The organism is Achromobacter marplatensis (assembly GCF_049060505.1).
Classification (GTDB): Bacteria; Pseudomonadota; Gammaproteobacteria; order Burkholderiales; family Burkholderiaceae_B; genus Achromobacter; species Achromobacter marplatensis_A.
Window position 1 is genome coordinate 54,125 of the sequence record NZ_JBMGRB010000013.1, and the last position, 15,467, is coordinate 69,591.

A 15,467-nucleotide genomic window follows, 5' to 3' on the forward strand; every position below is an offset into this window, starting at 1 on the left:
GATCCGAATGCGCCAACGCATCCGGAGGGACGCTGGCCGTCTGTCGACTTATGAGATGAAAAGGGAGGATTAATCATATGGACTTGAAAATCTTTGACCGGATGGAATCAGAGGTGCGGGGCTACATTCGGTCGTTCCCCGTGATATTCAGCCAGGCCCGAGGCTCGACGCTGATTGATGAGGACGGCACCGAGTACATCGATTTCTTCAGCGGCGCCGGCACGCTGAACTATGGCCACAACAATCCTGTTCTCAAGGAAAAGCTGCTGGAGTATGTGCAGTCGGACGGCGTCGTCCATGGCCTGGACATGGCCACCAGCGCGAAGAAGCGTTTCCTGGAGACGGTGGATCGCGTGCTGCTCAAGCCGCGCAACTGGCAGTACACGTTGCAGTTCACCGGCCCCACCGGCACCAACGCCGTGGAAGCCGCGCTGAAGATCGCGCGCCAGGTCAAGGGCCGCCCTAATGTGATTTCGTTCACCCATGGCTTCCATGGCGTCAGCGGCGGTTCGCTGGCCGTGACGGCCAACATGAAGTTCCGCGAGGCCTCCGGCTACGCGCTGGGCAACACGACGTTCATGCCCTATGACGGCTACTTCGGTCCGGACGTGGACACCATGGCGTATCTGGAACGCATGCTGGAAGATCCCAGCAGCGGCATGGACAAGCCGGCCGCGGTCATCGTGGAAACGGTGCAAGGCGAGGGCGGCGTCAACGTGGCGACGCTGCGCTGGCTGAAAGAACTGGACAAGCTGTGCAAGCGGCACGACATGCTGCTGATCGTGGACGATATCCAGGTTGGCTGCGGCCGTACCGGCACGTTCTTCAGCTTCGAGGCCGCGGGCATCCGTCCGGACATCATCACCCTGTCGAAGTCGCTTTCCGGTTTCGGACTGCCGATGTCGCTGGTGCTGATGAAGCCCGAACTGGACATCTGGAAGCCCGGCGCGCACAGCGGCACCTTCCGCGGCAATAACCTGGCGTTCGTCACGGCGACACAGGCGCTGGAAACCTACTGGGCCAACACGGCGTTCACCACCGAGATCCAGCGCAAAGAGCGCCTGGTCCGCGACTGGCTCGAAAACCTGGTCCACAGCTATCCCAATGCCGGTTTGTCGGTGCGCGGCCGCGGCCTGATCCAGGGCCTGGTGTGCAACGCCACGCCCGCGCTGGCCAACCGCATCGCGCAGAACGCTTTCAAGAAGGGCGTCGTCATCGAAACCTCGGGCGCCCACGACGAAGTGCTGAAGCTGCTGCCGGCGTTGACGATCGAGGAAGAGCTGCTGAGCAAGGGCCTGGACGTGATCGAGGCCAGCGTGGCCGAAGCGCTGGCAGAAGAGGGGCAGTCTGCCCGAATCCTGAAATTTGGAGGAAAACGCCAATGATCGTACGCAACGTCAAAGATGTGATCGGTACCGCCGATGAAGTCCGCACCGACACCTGGGTCAGCCGCCGCGTGCTGCTGAAGAAAGACGGAATGGGCTTTTCCTTCCACGAGACCACCATATTCCCGGGCGGCCGCACCCACATCCACTACAAGAACCATCTTGAAGCGGTGTGGTGCATTGAAGGCGACGGTTCCATCGAGACCATCGCCGACGGCAAGAAGTACGACCTGGGCCCCGGCGTGGTCTATGCCCTGAACGAAAACGACGAACATTGGCTGTGCGGCGGCAAGGAGCCGCTGCGCGTCATCTGCGTCTTCAATCCGCCGCTGACCGGGCAGGAAGTGCATGACAAAGAGGGCGTTTACGCCCTGCCCGAAGCCCACGCCAAAGCGGCCTGAAACCAGACAAAGGAGGTTCGCATGATCTCACCTGCACAGGATCCGTACGCCTCACGTACGGATCGAAGTTCCGCCATCATCGCCCGTCAGGACCCGGTGGTCTATGACGACGGCAAGTACGCCAGCGCGTTGTCCGGCGAGCAAGTCGGACAGTACGAACGCGACGGTTTTCTCTTGCTGGAAAATCTGTTCACGGAAGCCGAGGTCCGCGCCTTGTCGACCGAGGTCGAGCGCATGACGCGCGACCCGTCGATCGTCCGCCGCGAAGAATCCATCACCGAGCCCGGTAGCAACGCCGTGCGCTCCATCTTCATGGTGCACGTGCTGAACCCCGTGCTGTCGCGCCTGGTGCGCGACCCCCGGCTGGTCAATGTGGCGCGCCAGATCCTCGGGTCCGAGGTCTACATCCACCAGTCGCGCGCCAATATGAAGCCGGGCTTCAAGGGCAAGGAGTTCTACTGGCACTCCGATTTCGAGACCTGGCATGTCGAAGACGGCATGCCGTCGATGCGCGCGCTCAGTTGCTCGGTGCTTTTGACTGACAACAATGAATGCAACGGCCCGCTGATGCTGGTGCCCGGTTCGCACCGGCAGTTCATTTCGTGCGTGGGCGAGACCCCGAACGAGCACTACAAACAATCGCTGAAAAAGCAGGAATACGGCGTGCCGGATCCGGTCAGCCTGCAACTGTTGGTCGAGCAAGGCGGCATCCGCTCGATGACGGCGAAGGCCGGTTCGGTGGTGTTCTTCGACTGCAATACGATGCACGGCTCGAACAGCAATATCTCGCCGTGGCCGCGCGCCAACGTGTTCATGGTCTACAACAGCATGGAAAACACCTTGAATCCGCCCAAGTACGGGCTGACGCCGCGTCCCGAACACATCGCGACGCGCAAGGGGTTCAAGGCGGTGACGCCGCTGGATACCTTGAAGCTGGTGGGCGGCTAGCCGACCTGCTGGCGGCGCCTTCCAAACCCGGGCCTGGCCCGGGTTTTTTCATGCCGGCGCCGGGAAGCGTGCCGCGAGGGAAATGGCCGCGCTGTCTGCTATTCTCTCGCGGACCCTTTCGCCGACTTTCGCCGACCTTCCGCCGCCATGTCCGCCCGTATCCTCAGCTTGCATATCTACCCCATCAAATCCTGCGCAGGCATCGACCTGACGGAGTCCCCCATCGATCGTGCCGGATTGGCGAACGACCGCCGCTGGATGCTGGTCGGGGACGACGGCCAGTTCATGACCCAGCGCCAATGGCCCGCGATGGCGTTGATCCGCACGGCGCTCACGGCCGACGCGCTGCGTCTGTCCGCGCCCGGCATGCCGGATCTGGATGTGCCGTTTGACGAGTCCGGCCTTGAGCCGGGGGCGGACACCGTGGCGGTCTGGAGCGACACCATTTCCGCCAGGCGTGAAAGCGCTGCTGTCGGGCAATGGTTTTCGGACTTCCTCAAGACGCCTTGCCGCTTGCTGAAGGTGGATGCCGCCGCGCGGCGCAACGCCAAGCCCGACTGGGTGTCCCGCTGGGCCGACGCGCATCCCGATCTGGCGGAGGCGTTCACCGGCGAGCATCACTTCGGTTTCGCCGACGGTTTCCCGTTGCTGATCGCCAATCAGGCGTCGCTTGACGACCTGAACGCCCGCTTGCAGGTCAAGGGCGTGGCGCCCGTGCCGATGGACCGTTTCCGGCCCAATATCGTGGTCGAGGGCGAATGGGAAGCCTTCGAGGAAGACCATACCGCCATGATCACGGCGGCCGGCGTCCGGATGGCATTCGTCAAGCCGTGTACCCGGTGTTCGATCCCCGATATCGACCAGCGCACGGCGTTGCAGCACGACGAGCCCGGCCGCACGCTGGCGGGTTACCGGAACTTGGAGATCGGGGTGGTATTCGGCCAAAACGCCATTCTGGACGCGCCGGCTGGCGCCCGTCTGAAAGTCGGCGACGCAGTCGAGATCGAACTGGATTTCTAAGCTGCGGCGGCAGCCTGGCCGCCTGCGGGCCGTCTGTGGGCGGCAAAAATTATAGAATACCCGGTTCCAACGGCAATACCGGATGCCGGGCATCACTTTAGCAACGCTTCGCGGACCGGGCCGCGAACCAGGATATTTCTATCATGCAACGCATCATGCTGCGGGCAAAGCTGCACCGCGTCACGGTCACCGAAGCCGACCTTCACTACGAAGGGTCTTGTGGCATCGACGAAGACCTGCTGGACGCTGCCGGCATGCGCGAGTTCGAACGCATCGAACTCTACAACGTCACCAACGGTGAACGTTTCGACACCTACATTATCAAGGCGGCCCGCGGCAGCGGCGCCATTTCGTTGAACGGCGCCGCGGCGCGCCGGGCCCAGGTCGGCGATTTGCTGATCATCTGCACCTACGGCCCCATGTCCGAAGAGGATTCCGCCACGCACAAGCCGCAAGTGGTATTGGTGGATGACGCGAATCGCGTCAAGGAAATCCGCAAGTTCCCGGCCTGACGCCGGGCCGGGCGCAGCGCCGCCCTCGGCCAAGCCGGACGACGCTGCGTCAACTTAGAACCGTTTCATCATGAGCTTCCAGGTCACCATCCAACCCAGCAAGCATCAATTCCCGGTCGAGCCCGGCCAGACCGTGCTCGACGGCGCCTTGGCGGCCGGCATCGTGCTGCCCTATAGCTGTCGCAACGGCGCGTGCTCCACCTGCAAGGGCAAAGTGGTGTCCGGTGAGTTCGACGCCGGGCAATATCCCGCCCAGATCCTGTCGCCCGAGGAATTGGCGGACGGCTACACGCTGTTCTGCCAGGCCCGTCCCGCGTCGGACATGGTGGTCGAATCCACCGAGGTCCGCCTGGCCAGCGACATCCAGATTCGCAAGCTGCCGTCGCGCGTGCAGACGCTTGAGCGCGTGGCGCCCGACGTCACCGTCATCAAGCTGCAATTGCCCGCCTCGGAACAGTTCCGCTATTACGCGGGGCAATACATCGAAGTCATTCTGAAGGACGGCCGCCGCCGCAGCTATTCGATGGCCGGCGCGCCGCATACCGGCAGCCCGCTGGAACTGCATATTCGCCACATGCCGGGCGGGCTGTTCACCGACCACGTCTTTGGCGCCGGCGACACGCAGATGAAAGAGCGCGAGATCCTTCGCCTGGAAGGGCCGTTCGGTTCGTTCTTCCTGCGCGAAGACAGCGACAAGCCGATCGTCCTGCTGGCCAGCGGCACGGGTTTCGCGCCGGTGAAGGCCATCGTGGAACACATGATTCACAAGAACATCAAGCGCCCCGTCACCCTGTACTGGGGCGGCCGCCGTCCGCGCGACCTGTACATGGACGCACTGGCGCAGTCCTGGTCGAGCCAGCTGCCGGGTTTCGCCTATGTTCCGGTCGTGTCCAATGCGCTGCAGGAAGACGAATGGACGGGCCGCACCGGTTTCGTCCACGAGGCCGTCATGCAGGATATCGCCGATCTGTCCGGCCACCAGGTCTACGCCTGCGGCACGCCCCTGATGGTGGATGCCGCCCGGCGCGAGTTCAGCACGCAGAATGGCCTGCCGCCGGAAGAGTTCTACGCGGACGCGTTCACGTCCGAAGCCGACCTGGCGAAAGCCGCGTCGTAAGCGGAACGGCACAGGCATGGGGGCGGAATTCACAAGCGGAAAAGCTTCGTGACTTCCGCCCCTTTTTTAGACATAGGCGAAGCCAAATCGGCGGGGTAAACTGCCTTGGCAGCGGCTTGCCAGGGGGGGCGGACATCGGGTCCGCGGACCGATTTGGCACGCAAGGAGCAATGCGGGCATGAAAGTAGCGGTATTGGGTAGCGGCATTATCGGAATCTCCAGCGCCTGGTGGCTAAGCCAGGCCGGCCATGACGTCGTGGTCATTGATCGCTGCACCGGTCCCGCGCAAGAAACCAGCCTGGCCAATGGCGCGCAGATCTCCGTGTCGTATGCCGAACCCTGGGCCAATCCGCAGGCTCCGTTCAAGCTGCTCAAATGGATGTTCCAGGACGACGCGCCGCTGCTGTTCCGCCCGCAGCTGGATTGGCGGCAATGGATGTGGGGCTTGTCGTTCCTGCGCGAATGCCTGCCCAGCCGCCTGGCGCCCAACATCCGCGCCATGGTCCGCATGGCGGAATACAGCCGCGCCACCCTGCGCGGCATGCGTGCCGAACTAGGCATTGAATACGATCACCTCGAACGCGGCATCCTGAATTTCTACCGGGACCCGCACGAATTCGAAAACTCCCAGCGCGCCGCCGGGTTGATGCGCGATTTCGGCGTCGAACGCCGGGTGGTCACGGCCGACGAGGTCATCGCTATCGAACCGGCCTTGGCGCCGCACCGGCAAACGATTGTGGGGGGCGACTACACCCCCGAAGACGAAAGCGGCGACGTGCATCTGTTCACGGTCGCGCTAGCCGAACGTTGCGCCCGCGCTGGCGTGGAATTCCGCTACAGCACGCGGGCCACGCGCCTGTTGACGCAGGGCGGTACCGTGCAGGGCGTTGAAATCATTGAACCTGATGGCCAATACGGCTCGGTCGCGGCCGACGCCTATGTCGTCGCCATGGGCAGCTTCAGCCCGAATATGCTGCGTCCGCTGGGCATCCCCTGCAACGTCTATCCGGCCAAGGGCTATTCCGCGACGTTCCCGGTGCTGAAGCCCGATGCCGCGCCCACGGTCAGCCTGACGGACAGCAGCCACAAAATTGTGTTCTCGCGCCTGGGCGACCGGCTGCGCATGGCTGGCACCGCAGAGCTCTCGGGGTACTCCCGGGGCCTGAACACCAGCCGCTGCGAAGCCCTGACCCGTCTGGCGCAAGAACTCTTTCCCGACGCGCTCGATTTCGGACGCGTCAGTTATTGGTCGGGCTTGCGCCCGTCCACTCCTTCGAATGTGCCCATCATCGGTCGTAGCCGTATCCCTAATTTGTATATCAATACGGGACACGGTACGCTCGGCTGGACGATGGGTGTTGGCTCGGGCCGGGCACTGGCCGATCTGCTTAGCGGACGGCGGCCGGAACCGGAATTCCCTTTTCTTGGTCTATGAACCTATGAAGAATCTGCAATTGGCGGGCGTTGCCCGCGCGATGTTCGCCAGCCGGCGTGCATGGGTATTTGGCGCCGCCATGGCAATGGCGGGGGTGGCGAATGCCGCTCCAGTTGAAATCCAGGTCTGGCATACGCTGTCGGACGCGAACAAGGCCGAGTTCGAAAAATTGGCCAAGCAGTACAACAAAGAGCAGGATCAGGTCAGCGTCAAGCTGCGCGGGTTCGCCTCGCAGGACGCGCTTGAGCAAGAGGCCGTCACGGCGGTCAAGGCGAAAAAGGCGCCCAATCTGGTCCAGCTGACGGATAACCATTCGCCTGAAGTCGTGGCGCAGCACAAGGCCATCCTGCCGATGTACGAATTGCTGGCCAAGTACCCGATCAAGGACCTGAACTGGTTCGTGCCGGCTACCAGCAGCTTCACGCGCGACGGTAAAGGCCGCCTGTTGGCCTTCCCCTGGATGGCCGAAGTGCCCGTGATGTTCTATAACACCGCGGCCTACAAGAAGGCCGGTCTTGATCCCAACAATCCGGCGCGCACCTGGAACGGCTTGCAGGCCGAACTGCTGAAGCTGCGCGACGTGGCGGATATCGATTGCCCTTACGCCTCCAGCGATCAGGTCACCGTCCACCTGGAGAACCTGGCGCCGATCAACGGCCAGCAGTTCACCAGCAATAACAACGGACTGGACGCCATCACCAAGAAGAGCGCGGCGCCTGCGATGCAGTTCGACACGCTCTACATGCGCCACATCTCCTTGATGGTCAGCTGGAAGCGTTCGTTGCTGTTCATGGCGCATACCGGCGACGCTTCGGCCGACAAGCTGTTCGCCAAGGGCGAGTGCGCCGTGCTGACCGCCAATTCCGGCGCCTTCGGCACATTCCTGACCACCAAGTCGCTGTCGTTCGGCGTCGCGCCGGTGCCTTACTACGATCAAGCCACCAAGGCCGCTGGCCAGCCGTTCGTCAGCGGTTCTGCCCTGTGGGCGCTTGAGGGCCGTCCGCAAGCCGAAGAGAAGGCAACCGCGCAATTCCTGGCCTGGCTGTCCAAACCCGTCGTCGCCGCAGAATGGCACCAGCGCACCGGTTTCCTGCCGCTTACCGAAGCGGCGTTCCGCGCCTCGGACGTGTCGTTCTACAAGAGCATCCCGGGCGCGCAAGCCGTGATTGCTTCGATGAGCTCGCGTCCCGCCAGCAATAGCCGCGGCTTCCGCATGGCGAACTACAACCGCATCGAGCCCGTGCTGAACCAGCAACTGAACGATGCCTTCGAAGGCAAGGTGCCGCCCGTATCGGCGCTGAACAACGCCGCGTCGCAAGCACGCAGCATCGCCGCGCAACGTTGATCTTCCAGGCCTGAACCGGCGGCGCTGACGCCCGCCGGTTCCGCCCGCAAGAACCCGGTCCCAGGACCGGGTTTTTTTTCGTCCGCTGATCGCGCCGTCGAGAGAGGCGGATCAAAGCATCCATGCGTACATGCCAGTCTGGCGGCGCGCCGACCCCTCGTCCACCATGCCGTTCATGCGTGCCGCTTCCGGTGCGCCCTTTGCTCGCGGTGAGGCATGGTTCGAATTCTCTTCCTGGTGGCAAGCTTGTCCGGCCTGGGCGCTTGCACAAGCTGGCCGGCAAAAGGCGGCCCCGGCGCTTCGTGGCAGGCGGCCGAGCCTGCCGCCGGCGGCTTCCGGTTTGACTGGCGCCTATCGGGGGACCCCGCTGTGGCGCCTATGCAGGTGTTCGATAACGGCCGGGAAGTCTGGCTGCAATTCGCGCCCGGGCAGGCATTGCCCGCGGTGTTTGGCGTGCGCGGCGATGGCGAACATGCCTTGCCCTATGTGCGCCGCGATCCGTATGTGGTGGTCAAGGGTGAGTGGGGAGTGTTGCGCTTTCGTGGCGGGCGTTTGGCGGCAAGGGCAGAACGCGGGGACGACATGGCCCGCATCGCGGACGTCTCGACGCAATCGATGCCGCTGGCGGCACCCGGCGTCGGGGCGCTGGCGGCCGGCGGGCCGTTGACGGTGAGCGGGCGCTTGACGTCCGAAGGCCCGGCCAGTGTCGCCGCCCCGGCGCAGCCCCGTGCACCGCTGCCGCTGCCCGCCGCGCCGGTTGAAACGTATCGGGCCGCGCCGCCGGACGCCACGTTGCGCGCAGTGCTGGCGCGGTGGGCGGACGGATCCGGTTGGACATTTCAACCGCAGCATTGGGCGGTGGATGTGGATATTCCGTTGTCCGCGTCCGCGGACTTTCCGGGCGACTTCAAGTCCGCCGTCCGCGGCCTGCTAGCCGCGACCGAACTGGCCGAAAAGCCGTTGCAGCCGTGCTTCTACGGCAACCAGGTGCTGCGCGTCGTGCCGCTTGCCCAGTCTTGTTCGCGCACGGCATCGCCGCAAGGAGGCGGAGCATGACGATCAAACGCGTGATGAGCATGGTGGCGTGCGGGGTGCTGGGCGGTTGCGCGGCATCGCAGCAGGCGGCGAACCTGAACCGCATGGCGAACGAACGGCAAGCCGTGCTGGCGAATCGCCATCAGGCTTTTGCCGAAGGGTTGTCGGACCGACAGGCGCGCATCGCGGCGCAAGACGTCGCCGCGCCATGGATCGCCGGCAAACCGCAGCCGCTGGCACGTGCCGTGTCGCTGCCCCCCGCGCTGCGCGAGAACGTGCCGACGACGCTGATGCTCGCCGACGAGGCCGACCTGCCCGCGATGGCCCAGCGCCTGGGCGCCGCCACCGGCATTCCGGTTCGGGTGCGTCCCGACGCCTTGCTTCCCCTTGAGCAGTTTCTGCCGCGCCTTGCCGTGGATACCGGGCTATCGGCGCCATCCGCCGTCCGTTTCGAAGTGCGCGACGGGCCCTTGCCGCTGGCGGATCTCCTGGATGCGCTGGCCGCCCGGTTTTCAGTGCATTGGCGCTACGTGCGCGACGCGCTTGAGTTCTATCGCACCGAAACGCGGGTGTTCGACGTGCGGGCGCTGTCGCTTGCCAGCACGGTCGATGTCCGGTTGGGCCGGTCGGGTAGCGCGGAGGGAGAGGGCTTCGAAAGCACGTCCAACACCACCCTGTCCGCGAAGGAGCACAACGCGTTGGCCGTTCTGCGCGCCAGCATCGTCCCGTTCCTGACTCGGTCGGGCCTGGTGGCGGACGCGGTGGATGGCGCATCGTCGCTGGTGGTCACCGACACGCCCGAGGCGCTGGAGCGCGTTGCGCACTATCTAGAGCGCGAAAACAAGGTGTTGACGCGCCGCGTGCGGCTGGTCTTCGAAGAAATTACCGTCATCGTCAGGCAATCGGCGTCCGGCGGCATGGACTGGAACGCGCTTTACGCGGCGGCAAGCACCTCGGCGCGCGTGGCTTTCCCCGGGACGGCGTCGATCGGGGCCGGCCTGCTCGAAGCTGGCGTTAGCCAGGGGCCGTTCGACGGGTCGCGCGCGGTCGTCTCGGCGCTAAGCACGATGGGCGCGATCGTGCGGCATCGCAAAGTGCCAGTCCTGACCTTGAACCGCCGCCCGGTCACCCATGCGATCCGCACCACGTTCTCGTATATCGATCGGGTGCAGAGCACCGCCGTTCCGGGCACGACAGCGGGTGGGGCGAACGGGTCGTTGCCTGCGGTATCCATCAGCCAGAAGGAAGAAACCGTGGGCTCCTTCCTGACGCTGTTGCCGGATATCCAGGAAGATGGGCAAATCCTCTTGTCCGTTGCCTATGACAATGCGGTTGCGCAGCCGCTGAAGACCATTACCTTCGGAGAGCGCGGCAATCAGGTACAAGTCCAGCAGATCACGATCGACGGCAACGGCACGGTCCAGCAGATCGAATTGCGGCCTGGCCAGCCTGTCATCCTGTCCGGCTTTGATCGCAGCCAGGATGAGCACGATCGCCAGCGCCTGGCGCCAGGCCTGCCGCTGGTCACGGGCGGGCAGGACAGCGCCGCCCAGGAACGCGAGACCACGCTGGTGCTAGTCACGGCGCAGGTCGAAGAAGGGTACTGAGGCCTCGTGATGAACCGAGCTCCCCATCTTCTTCTACTCGACTGCGCGGGTGCCGATCGCAAGCTGGCGTTCGGGCTGCGCTGGCTGGTGCTGATTGGCTCCGACGTGTCCGGATTGGCTCGCGCCCGGGGGCGGCGGTTGCGAGCGACCCATGTCGTCGTCGGCGGGTCGCTGGCCACCGTGGCGGGCTATGGCCGGCTGCGTTCGAGTTGGCGCCGAGGCCCGCATGCGACCGCGTCGCGCCGGCGCAGTGCGCCCCATATCCAGGCTGCCGCGCAGCTTTATGCCCTGTTGTATCCGGAGGGCGGCCTGTGCCTGATCCCGCTTCCGGACGGGCGCTATTGGCTGGTCGCGGCGCAAGAGGGTTCGGTGTTGTCGCAGGCGGACAAGCTGTTCGATTCGCACAGCGAAGCGCTGCATGCGCTGGCGCGCTTGCGGGAACAGCGCGCCGCCTTGGTCGAGCATGACGCCGATTCGGTATGGGCGGCGTTGTCGAACGCCGTCGAGTCGGGCGCGCGCTTGAGCGTGCTGCCGTCCCGTTGGGCCGCCATGCCGCTTGCCCTGCGCCTGTTCCTGATATGCGTGGGACTGTCCGCCGCCGCGCGGCCGCTATGGCATGGCCTGTCGTCGCAAGTCTTTCCATACACGCCGGAAGCCCCTGCCCAGGAAGCACCAGACCGGTTGGATCCCTATCTGGCGATGCTGGAAGGCACGCCTGCGCATGCGCCCGCCGCTCTTTTCGGTTTGTTGCGCGCGCTGGGAAAGCTCCCGATTCAGGTGCAGGGGTGGGCGTTACGCCATGCGCAGTGCGATGCCGGCCCAAGGGGGTGGAATTGTTCAGCCCGCTATGCGCGGGCGCATCCGTTCGCAACGAACCAGTTGCTGTATGCACGGTTGCCCGAAGGGTGGAAAGTGGCGTTCAAACCTCTGGACTCTGCCGCGCTGTCTTGGCGCGTCGCAACCGATGACGTGCCCCTGGCCCGTTTGACGCTGCCAACCGCGCTGCGGGTGGATACCGAGCTGGTCGCCACGCTGCAGCGGTTGCAGCCGGCGTTTGTTTCGGTTGCGTTGGATCCGGCCGTGGCCGTGCCGCTGCATACGTCGCCGGTGGCGCAACCCGCTGCGTCGTCCGTGGTTGCCCGGCCGACTGTCCGGCGCCGGGCCCTGCGCCTGGCCGGGCCATTGCGTTCCTTCGCGCTATTGCCCGGCGTCCTTCCCGCAGTGCGCTGGTCGCGCCTGACGCTGGATGTGCAGCCGCAACCCCAACCCAGCCTGGCCGCCAGCACGCTGGTCGCCGAATTGCATGGAGAACTGTATGAGCAAGAATAGGTTCGCACCGGGACGCACGGCGTTCTCCGCAGGCATCGCGTGGGTGTTGGCTGCGGGCATTGCATCGGCGTCCGTGACGCCGGCGCATGATTCGCCATCGCCCGACGAAGTGCAGGCGTGGCCCGAGGTAGAGACGGTGCGCACGTTGCTGCGCGCCGATGCCGCCGCTGCCCTGGCCGATTGCCGGATGCCGGGCATTTGCCAATCCGGCCCGTCGTCTATCGCGTCGACGGACGCCATCATCCCGCCGCCGGACGACATCCGCGTGGCCGCGATTTTCGGGGTCGCCCGGCGCCTGATCGCCGACGTGGTCGTCAATGGCGCCATGCTGCGCTATCAGGCGGGCCGCGCGGCGCCCGTCGCGGGGGGCGTTTCGGCAACCGCTGCCGGCTACCAATTGCTAGCCATCGAAGGCGCTTGCGTGCGTTTGCGCAGGGACGCCAAGATCCACACCGCGTGCTTAAGCGCGGAAAGGGCCACGCCATGAATCGCGTCCGGACGCCCGCGCCGGCATCGCTGCCGCGCGAACTGCATTCCGCCGACGACATCTTCGCGCTGGCTCCGGCCTTTTCCCGAGCATTAAGCCGGGAATTCGATCTGGCCTCGTTGGCCGGCCGGCTATGTCCCGTGCTGTTGGATAGCGGCGATGCCGTCATCTTCGCCGTGAAGGAATACCTCCAGGGCGATGCCATCGACGAGGTCGAACGCCTCGTCCGCGCGGGAGGATACCGCTTGGCGCAGCCGTCCCGCTACGCGCTGCCGGCGCCCTTGCTGCTGATGGTCTCGCGCGGGCAATTGACGGCGGGCGGCGCGCCGCGCGGCGGCAGGCAGGCCGAACGTGCGTCCGCCCTTGCCGCGCTTTTCCTGGACATCGTGCGGTGGGGCGTGTCGCAAGGCGCAAGCGATGTGCACATCAACGTGAACCGGCGCCACGAGGCCTGCGACATCCGCTACACCATCAACGGGGAATACGTCACTACCGAGCGGTTTTCAGGCCTGTCCAACGCGACATTGCTGGAGGTGCTGGCGGTGGCATGGATGGATGTGCGCGGCGGTAATGGCGCGGTGTTTGATCCGGCGCTGGAACAACAGGGGCGCATCGCGCTGACGGTGGACGCCGCGCCGCTGGTGCTGCGGTGGGCATCGCTGGCCACCGACGTGGGGCCGTCGGTCTGCCTGCGCATCCTGCGCCTGGATGCCACGGCCGATGGCGACTTGCACGCGTTGGGGTATCTGCCCGCCCAGATCCAGACCCTGCTGCGCGCCCGTGAGCGCGAAGGGGGCGCCATCGTGCTGGCGGGCGTCGTCGGATCGGGAAAGTCCACCACCATTGCGACGTTGATGCGCGGCATTGCCGCCACCCGCAAGGTCATCACGCTGGAGGATCCGGTCGAGTACGTCATTGCCAACGCCTTGCAGAATACGCTGGGCAGCGCGCTGGCCGAATCCGCGTGGCCCGCGTTTGATGCCAAGCTCAAGACCATCAAACGCTCGGCAATGAACGATCTGCTGATCGGTGAAATCCGGGATGTCGACACCGGCCGCGCCTTCATGGACCTTGCCGGGTCGGGCGTCAGCCTGTATGCCACCACACACGCGGGTTCCGCGGCCCTGATTCCCGAACGTCTGGCGTCGGATGCGATAGGTGTGTCGCGCGATTTTCTCGCGACACCGGGCATTCTGAAGCTGCTGGTCTATCAGACGCTCCTGCCTCGCTTATGCGCAGCCTGCGCATTGCCGCTGGAAAGCTTGTGGCAGGGGCGCGCGTCACATCCGGATGCGGCGCCCGATTGGCAGGCCTGGGCCCTTCGGATGCAGCGGGCGTACCGGCTGGAAACGCAGGCGGCCAAGGTCAGGAACACGGCGGGGTGCGAGGCGTGTCGCAGGCCTCAATTGCCGGAACTCAATGGCATCGCGGGGCGCAGCGTCGCGGCGGAACTGATCGAACCCGACCGGGTGCAGGGGTTCCTGGAATGCGTGCGCCTACGCGACAATCTCGCCCTGGCGCGGGGAGCGCAATCGGCGGACGCCGAAGCAGGGCAAGGCGATGCGACCGGCCGTGGCATACGGGCGCTGGACTGCGCCTTGCATAAAGTGAATGCCGGGCAAGTCGATCCCAGGGCCTTGCTGCGCCGATTCGACCTTGCGATCTCGCCGCACGATTGGCGCGCGACACCCGCCCGCACCGGCATCGGGATGCGGGGGGGCGCATGATCCGCCATTTCCCGCGCCTTGATGGGCTGCGCTTCCGGTCTGGGCGCGCGGACTACTACGAGTATCTGGCGGATCTGGTCGAAGGGACGCAGGGCCGCAAAAATCTGCGTGATATTTTCGCCGACGATGCGCGCCGTTATGGGCTGCGCACGGTGCGCGGACGCCTGTCGCATTACTGGGCGGGCGCGTATCCGGAAGCGGGCGGAGACCTCGGCGTCGCGTGGTCCGGCACGCTGCCCTCCGAAGAATGCCTGCTGCTGACCTGCGTCCAGGAAGAGGGCGGCGACCTTGCCGAGGCGTTGCGCGACTTGGCCCGCGCGGTGCGGCTGGGTGGGGAGGCCTGGATGGCCGTGGTGTCGGCGGCGGCGGCCGGCGTGGCGGCGACAGCGGTGGCCCTTGCCCTGTTGGGCGCCATCCCGTTCTTCAGCGTGCCGCGTCTGCAGCAGGTCTTCCAGATGGTGCCTGCGGAAGACTACGGGCGCCTGACTCGCGGGCTGTTCGCCCTGGCTCAGGTGCTGCGGCAATGGCTGCTGCTGTGGCTGGTGGTTGGCGTCGGTATCGCGCTGCTGAGCTTATGGTCGCTGCCTAACATGACGGGGCCGTTCCGTGCCGGACTCGACCGCTGGCTGCTATGGCGGTTGTATCGCGATTTTCAGGCAATCCGCTTCCTCTGCCTGCTTTCAGTGCTGGTTCGGCAGCATGGCGCTGCCGATACCCGCTTGCGTCACGCGCTGGCGGTGCAGGCGCGGCATGCGCGCCCGTGGATGCACGCGCACCTCCAATCCATGTTGGGCCGTCTCGACGGCGGCGCGATCGGCCCCGAGATATTCAGCACAGGGCTGCTGGATGACGAAACGTGGTGGTACATGGCCGACATGACCGATGCGTTGGGGTTGGAGATCGGTCTGGCGCGGGTCCGCGAGCGCGTCGAATCGCGGTTGCTGGCAAGGGTGCGGCGGCAGGCGGCCGCGCTGCGCTGGGCGCTGCTGATTGCATCGCTGGCGACCGTATTGGGCGTCACGCTTTGGCATTACGCCGTCATCGACGAACTGCGACGTGCGCTCACCAATTTTTATGCAAGCCAATAACGTTGCCGCGCGCCGCCGCATTGGCGGATCC

14 protein-coding genes are annotated in these 15,467 nt (G+C 65.2%); all 14 read left to right on the top strand.

Translation table 11 applies throughout. The features are described 5' to 3' along the window. The first annotated feature begins 77 nt into the window (after nt 1–77). The 14 genes from ectB to ACI0FO_RS26495 all read left to right on the top strand — a co-directional run bounded on the left by ectB (nt 78) and on the right by ACI0FO_RS26495 (nt 15,436). The gene (gene ectB / locus ACI0FO_RS26430; RefSeq protein WP_416031608.1) at nt 78–1,385 is read left to right on the top strand and encodes a diaminobutyrate--2-oxoglutarate transaminase; all 1,308 of its coding nucleotides are present in this window, start codon (nt 78–80) and stop codon (nt 1,383–1,385) included. After that, nucleotides 1,382–1,786 carry an ectoine synthase gene (locus ACI0FO_RS26435; protein WP_416031609.1) on the top strand — a complete coding sequence of 135 codons (405 nt, stop codon included), beginning with the start codon at nt 1,382–1,384 and terminating at the stop codon, nt 1,784–1,786. The genes ectB and ACI0FO_RS26435 overlap by 4 nt, the downstream gene beginning before the upstream one ends. Nucleotides 1,787–1,807: 21 nt before the next feature. Next, the gene (gene thpD, locus ACI0FO_RS26440; RefSeq protein WP_416031610.1) at nt 1,808–2,734 is read left to right on the top strand and encodes an ectoine hydroxylase; all 927 of its coding nucleotides are present in this window, start codon (nt 1,808–1,810) and stop codon (nt 2,732–2,734) included. Nucleotides 2,735–2,881: 147 nt separating this feature from the next. Next, complete coding sequence (locus ACI0FO_RS26445; protein ID WP_416031611.1) at nt 2,882–3,754, top strand: MOSC domain-containing protein; 873 nt, start codon at nt 2,882–2,884, stop codon at nt 3,752–3,754. A 143-nt stretch (nt 3,755–3,897) separates the two neighbouring features. Further along, nucleotides 3,898–4,266 (top strand): aspartate 1-decarboxylase, encoded by a 369-nt coding sequence (gene panD, locus ACI0FO_RS26450; RefSeq protein WP_050446262.1) that lies wholly within the window; start codon nt 3,898–3,900, stop codon nt 4,264–4,266. A gap of 70 nt (nt 4,267–4,336) precedes the next feature. Further along, entirely contained in the window at nt 4,337–5,383 is a 1,047-nt protein-coding gene (locus ACI0FO_RS26455; RefSeq protein WP_416031612.1) for a CDP-6-deoxy-delta-3,4-glucoseen reductase, read from the top strand. A gap of 178 nt (nt 5,384–5,561) precedes the next feature. Next, nucleotides 5,562–6,818 carry a D-amino acid dehydrogenase gene (locus ACI0FO_RS26460; protein ID WP_416031613.1) on the top strand — a complete coding sequence of 419 codons (1,257 nt, stop codon included), beginning with the start codon at nt 5,562–5,564 and terminating at the stop codon, nt 6,816–6,818. A gap of 4 nt (nt 6,819–6,822) precedes the next feature. Next, nucleotides 6,823–8,163, top strand: coding sequence for an extracellular solute-binding protein (locus ACI0FO_RS26465; RefSeq protein ID WP_416031614.1), 1,341 nt, complete (start codon nt 6,823–6,825; stop codon nt 8,161–8,163). Between the two features lie 216 nt (nt 8,164–8,379). After that, a complete protein-coding gene (locus tag ACI0FO_RS26470) occupies nt 8,380–9,219 on the top strand; it encodes a TcpQ domain-containing protein (protein WP_416031615.1) in 840 nt (279 codons plus the stop codon). Further along, on the top strand, nt 9,216–10,805 hold the full coding sequence (locus ACI0FO_RS26475; protein ID WP_416031616.1) for a hypothetical protein: 1,590 nt from the start codon (nt 9,216–9,218) through the stop codon (nt 10,803–10,805). Before ACI0FO_RS26470 ends, ACI0FO_RS26475 begins: the two co-directional genes overlap by 4 nt. Nucleotides 10,806–10,814: 9 nt before the next feature. Beyond that, complete coding sequence (locus ACI0FO_RS26480) at nt 10,815–12,134, top strand: hypothetical protein (RefSeq protein ID WP_416031617.1); 1,320 nt, start codon at nt 10,815–10,817, stop codon at nt 12,132–12,134. Beyond that, a complete protein-coding gene (locus ACI0FO_RS26485) occupies nt 12,121–12,621 on the top strand; it encodes a hypothetical protein (RefSeq protein WP_416031618.1) in 501 nt (166 codons plus the stop codon). Before ACI0FO_RS26480 ends, ACI0FO_RS26485 begins: the two co-directional genes overlap by 14 nt. Further along, complete coding sequence (locus ACI0FO_RS26490; protein ID WP_416031619.1) at nt 12,618–14,348, top strand: ATPase, T2SS/T4P/T4SS family; 1,731 nt, start codon at nt 12,618–12,620, stop codon at nt 14,346–14,348. Before ACI0FO_RS26485 ends, ACI0FO_RS26490 begins: the two co-directional genes overlap by 4 nt. Next, nucleotides 14,345–15,436: a hypothetical protein gene (locus ACI0FO_RS26495; RefSeq protein WP_416031620.1), complete on the top strand. Its 1,092-nt coding sequence runs from the start codon at nt 14,345–14,347 to the stop codon at nt 15,434–15,436. Before ACI0FO_RS26490 ends, ACI0FO_RS26495 begins: the two co-directional genes overlap by 4 nt. The last annotated feature ends 31 nt before the right edge of the window (nt 15,437–15,467 follow it).

What these genes read in the sequence shown, in the direction of transcription:
- ACI0FO_RS26460 (WP_416031613.1), top strand. Translation starts at nt 5,562, where the DNA reads ATGAAAGTAGCGGTATTGGGTAGCGGCATTATCGGAATCTCCAGCGCC.
- ACI0FO_RS26495 (WP_416031620.1), top strand. Translation starts at nt 14,345, where the DNA reads ATGATCCGCCATTTCCCGCGCCTTGATGGGCTGCGCTTCCGGTCTGGG.
- panD (WP_050446262.1), top strand. Translation starts at nt 3,898, where the DNA reads ATGCAACGCATCATGCTGCGGGCAAAGCTGCACCGCGTCACGGTCACC.
- ACI0FO_RS26455 (WP_416031612.1), top strand. Translation starts at nt 4,337, where the DNA reads ATGAGCTTCCAGGTCACCATCCAACCCAGCAAGCATCAATTCCCGGTC.
- ectB (WP_416031608.1), top strand. Translation starts at nt 78, where the DNA reads ATGGACTTGAAAATCTTTGACCGGATGGAATCAGAGGTGCGGGGCTAC.
- ACI0FO_RS26445 (WP_416031611.1), top strand. Translation starts at nt 2,882, where the DNA reads ATGTCCGCCCGTATCCTCAGCTTGCATATCTACCCCATCAAATCCTGC.
- ACI0FO_RS26480 (WP_416031617.1), top strand. Translation starts at nt 10,815, where the DNA reads ATGAACCGAGCTCCCCATCTTCTTCTACTCGACTGCGCGGGTGCCGAT.
- ACI0FO_RS26470 (WP_416031615.1), top strand. Translation starts at nt 8,380, where the DNA reads ATGGTTCGAATTCTCTTCCTGGTGGCAAGCTTGTCCGGCCTGGGCGCT.
- thpD (WP_416031610.1), top strand. Translation starts at nt 1,808, where the DNA reads ATGATCTCACCTGCACAGGATCCGTACGCCTCACGTACGGATCGAAGT.
- ACI0FO_RS26435 (WP_416031609.1), top strand. Translation starts at nt 1,382, where the DNA reads ATGATCGTACGCAACGTCAAAGATGTGATCGGTACCGCCGATGAAGTC.
- ACI0FO_RS26485 (WP_416031618.1), top strand. Translation starts at nt 12,121, where the DNA reads ATGAGCAAGAATAGGTTCGCACCGGGACGCACGGCGTTCTCCGCAGGC.
- ACI0FO_RS26475 (WP_416031616.1), top strand. Translation starts at nt 9,216, where the DNA reads ATGACGATCAAACGCGTGATGAGCATGGTGGCGTGCGGGGTGCTGGGC.
- ACI0FO_RS26490 (WP_416031619.1), top strand. Translation starts at nt 12,618, where the DNA reads ATGAATCGCGTCCGGACGCCCGCGCCGGCATCGCTGCCGCGCGAACTG.
- ACI0FO_RS26465 (WP_416031614.1), top strand. Translation starts at nt 6,823, where the DNA reads ATGAAGAATCTGCAATTGGCGGGCGTTGCCCGCGCGATGTTCGCCAGC.